General features: G+C 67.7%; 4 protein-coding genes. 2 read left to right on the top strand and 2 right to left on the bottom strand.

Features of this window, described 5'->3' with window-relative positions; all coding sequences use genetic code 11:
* Together U9980_RS07485 and U9980_RS07480 are read right to left on the bottom strand one after the other, a co-directional pair.
* On the bottom strand, positions 1–635 hold a 635-nt coding region (locus U9980_RS07485; protein ID WP_322767269.1), incomplete at its 3' end, for a hypothetical protein.
* Between the two features lie 271 nt (positions 636–906).
* The gene (locus tag U9980_RS07480; RefSeq protein ID WP_322767268.1) at positions 907–1737 is read right to left on the bottom strand and encodes a hypothetical protein; all 831 of its coding nucleotides are present in this window, start codon (positions 1735–1737) and stop codon (positions 907–909) included.
* A gap of 359 nt (positions 1738–2096) precedes the next feature.
* On the opposite strand from U9980_RS07480, the gene U9980_RS07475 reads away from it, so the two are divergent.
* Both U9980_RS07475 and ispD read left to right on the top strand, forming a co-directional pair.
* Positions 2097–2579, top strand: a complete 483-nt coding sequence (locus U9980_RS07475) for a CarD family transcriptional regulator (protein WP_131749102.1) — start codon at positions 2097–2099, stop codon at positions 2577–2579.
* Between the two features lie 57 nt (positions 2580–2636).
* On the top strand, positions 2637–3262 hold a 626-nt coding region (ispD, locus tag U9980_RS07470; protein ID WP_322767267.1), incomplete at its 3' end, for a 2-C-methyl-D-erythritol 4-phosphate cytidylyltransferase.

The following is a 3262-nucleotide window of genomic DNA, read 5'->3' as shown; positions in this document are numbered from 1 at the left end:
CCGGCCGGGCGCGACACGCCGGCGGCCGGACTGCTGGTCGCGGTGACACTCCTGCTCAGGGTGGCACTGCTGCTCGGGGTCGCACTGCTGGTCGCGGTGGCGTTCACCTGCTGCCCAGGCGGCGTCGAGCCCGATGTCGCGGGGTCCGCGGAGGCTCCCGGAGCGGGTGGTTCCACCGGGACGGCGAGGGTGACGCTTCCCGCCTTGGCGAAGGTGAACGTGACCGGAATCGCCTGCCCGACAGCGAGGTCACGGTTCAGCCCGGTCAGTACGGGAGCATTGCCGTCGGCGATGTAGAGGTTGCGGCCGCCTGCTTCGAGGACCGCACTTTTCGGGGTCTGGCCGCCGTCCGCAGCCGGCGACGCGACTCCGATGATCTCGTCGTCCTGGGTTCCGCCGTTGAAGAACGCGGATATGATCTGGGCTTTTCCGCCCGAGGTCGCAGGCCCGGCCACATAGACGTTACGCAGCGAGATGGTGCCGACGGCACCGGCGGCTGAGTTCGTCGTCGTGCGCGTTTGTGCCGTCACCGCGTCATTACCTGCTGCACACGATGAGAGTGTGATCGTGGCAATCAGCGATGCGCTGGCGAACAGCGAGGCGGTCGCGGTACGCACACCCGGACGGTGGCTCACGGCTCGGCTGCTCCTCGGTACGGTACCGACGGTCGTCGCGTCGGTACTGGTTGATCCGCCGCCGGACCGGCGGACGGCGCGCGGCCGACCCCTTTCGGGGACTCGCGCACCCGACGGGTTCGACCGCGGGGCACAGCCTAGTCGGCCAGCGGCCGCCGAGCGCGCGAGATGAACGATGGTCGCGCGCTCTTTGGCCAGGGGTCGGCCAGCGGCCGCCGAGCGCGCGAGATGAACGATGGTCACTCGGCGATGATCAGATACCGATGGCGTGTCAGCGGAGCGGAACGGCGCTGAGCCAGCCCTCCAACCGGTCGCCGGGAGCGAAGCCGCGAGGCGGCTGCACGAGCCGGCCGTCCGCGGCGATGAGGAGCAGCGTCGGCCGCTGGGGATCCGCGTTGACCAGACGGGCGAGGGATCCGTCCGGGTCGCCGTAGCCGACGGCAAGCCCCCCCGCAGCCGCCGGCGAGCGGGTGAGATCATTCAACAACGGATTGTCAGCTCCCGGGGTGACCAGATAGGTGGGTACCGGGATGCCCTCGTTGGCCTGGCCCACGATTTCGTGTACCGCTCTCGAGCAGTCGCAGGATCCCGGGAGCAGCACGATCAGCGCCGGCCGAAGGTCTGTTGTGGCGCGCGACCCGTGCGTGGCGCTGAGCGGGAGGTCGGGCAGCAGGCCGCCGACAGTGCCCGGCCGGGCGGTCGTGGATGCGAGCGGAAGCGGACCGTTGGGTGTGACCGGACGCGGGTGCGTCAGGATGAGCGGCACCATGGCGCCGAGCGCGCTGATGATTATCAGGAGTACGGCGATGATCACGCCGGGGACGGGGCGCGACTGGGCCGACGGCCGGTCGGCCGGGCCGGCCGGCATCCGACGCAGACCGGGAACAATCTTGCTCAGGAGCTCCCGGCGCTGGCGAGACCGCAGCTCGGCGTGGTAGATGGCGACATCCTCGGCCAGTTCACTGATGTCGTCGGGGATCTTGATGTTGATCGGCGGGATGTCGTCGCGAGGTCCGTTGCGGGGGTGGGAACGATGGTCGTCGTGGCTGGGCCCGTTGCCGTCGTCGTCCCCGGAGGCGGGCGGCGGCGGTGTGAGGTGCACCCCTCCATCGTGGCCGATGGACGGCCTATCTGCCGGGTGGTATAGGAAGCTAGGCGAAGTCATGGCTGGGACGTGGTGAAACGGAGGCATCCGGCCGCCACGACACCACGACCGTGCCAGAGGTCCATGTTGATCATCGGTGCCATGGGGGTAGCGAGGGGCACAGAAGGACATCCGGGCAGGCTGCTCGTGTCGGCGGCCTTTGCCCGTTTCGCCTGGTCCGGAGCGTCGCCGACCCACCGGCGACACGTCACCGAGGCGTGTTGGCGGGCCGATCGCGGCCTGCCTTACAAGCATGCGTCTGACCTGGGTCGATGCATGCGTGTTACTCTGGTGAAGGCGGAAGGGGCACTTGACACATGGCGTTCCAAGTCGGCGAGACCGTTGTTTACCCACATCACGGTGCTGCGCTCATCGACGCGATTGAAACACGCGTCATCAAGGGCGAGGAAAAGCTCTATCTTGTACTCAAGGTCGCTCAGGGTGACCTGACTGTGCGCGTCCCAGCGGACAACGTCGCGATGGTCGGCGTCCGTGATGTAGTCGGTCAGGATGGTCTCGAGCGCGTATTCGAGGTTCTACGGGCTCCGCACACCGAGGAGCCGACCAACTGGTCACGGCGGTACAAGGCGAATCTTGAGAAGCTCGCCTCCGGCGATGTGAACAAGGTCGCTGAGGTGGTTCGCGACCTCTGGCGTCGTGATCGCGAAAGGGGGCTGTCCGCGGGCGAGAAGCGCATGCTGAGCAAGGCGCGGCAGATCCTGGTCAGTGAGCTCGCACTCGCGGAAGGCACAAATGAGGACAAGGCCGAAGCCATGCTCGATGAGGTCCTGGCGGGTTAGCCGGCAGCAGGCAGCGCGGATATCCAGACGTGCCCGGTTTGTTTGAGACCTGTGCACATGTCTGACCGTGTAGCCGCGGTCGTTCCGGCAGCCGGCCGCGGCGAACGTCTTGGTGGGTCCGTACCCAAGGCGCTTCGTGCGCTGGCCGGACGTTCACTCGTCCAGCATGCCGTCGATTTGTTGACGTCTGCGACTTTGGTGGACCAGGTGATTGTCGCAGCTCCGGCCACAGAGCTGGAAACATTTGCGGCATTGCTCGGGCCCGGCGTGCGGGTGATAGCCGGCGGCGCGGAGCGCATCGATTCCGTTCGGGCGGCAATCGCCGTCCTTGATGAGACGGTGGGGGTTGTTCTGGTCCACGACGCGGCCCGCCCGTTGACACCCCCCGCGCTTGTCGATGCGGTCGCCGCCGCGGTGCTGGGCGGAGCACCGGCGGTGATCCCGGTGCTCGCGATCAACGACACGATCAAGCAGGTCGATGACGTGGGCAGGGTCGTGCGGACGGTTTCCCGTGATGTTCTGCGCGCCGTGCAGACGCCGCAGGGCTTCCGCAGGGATGTGCTCGACGAGGCCTACCGGCTCGGCGGGATGTCCGCTGACGGTGTGGCGATCACCGATGACGCGGGGCTGGTCGAAGCGCTCGGCGTCCCCGTGATGACTGTTCCCGGTGCGCAGGAGGCCTT

The sequence above is a fragment of the Protofrankia sp. Cr1 genome (assembly GCF_963555865.1).
Lineage (GTDB): Bacteria > Actinomycetota > Actinomycetes > Frankiales > Frankiaceae > Protofrankia.
This window is presented reverse-complemented; position numbering and strand designations above follow the sequence as displayed.

Excerpts from the sequence above, each read along its gene's own strand:
- U9980_RS07475 (WP_131749102.1), top strand. The coding sequence starts at position 2,097 with ATGGCGTTCCAAGTCGGCGAGACCGTTGTTTACCCACATCACGGTGCT.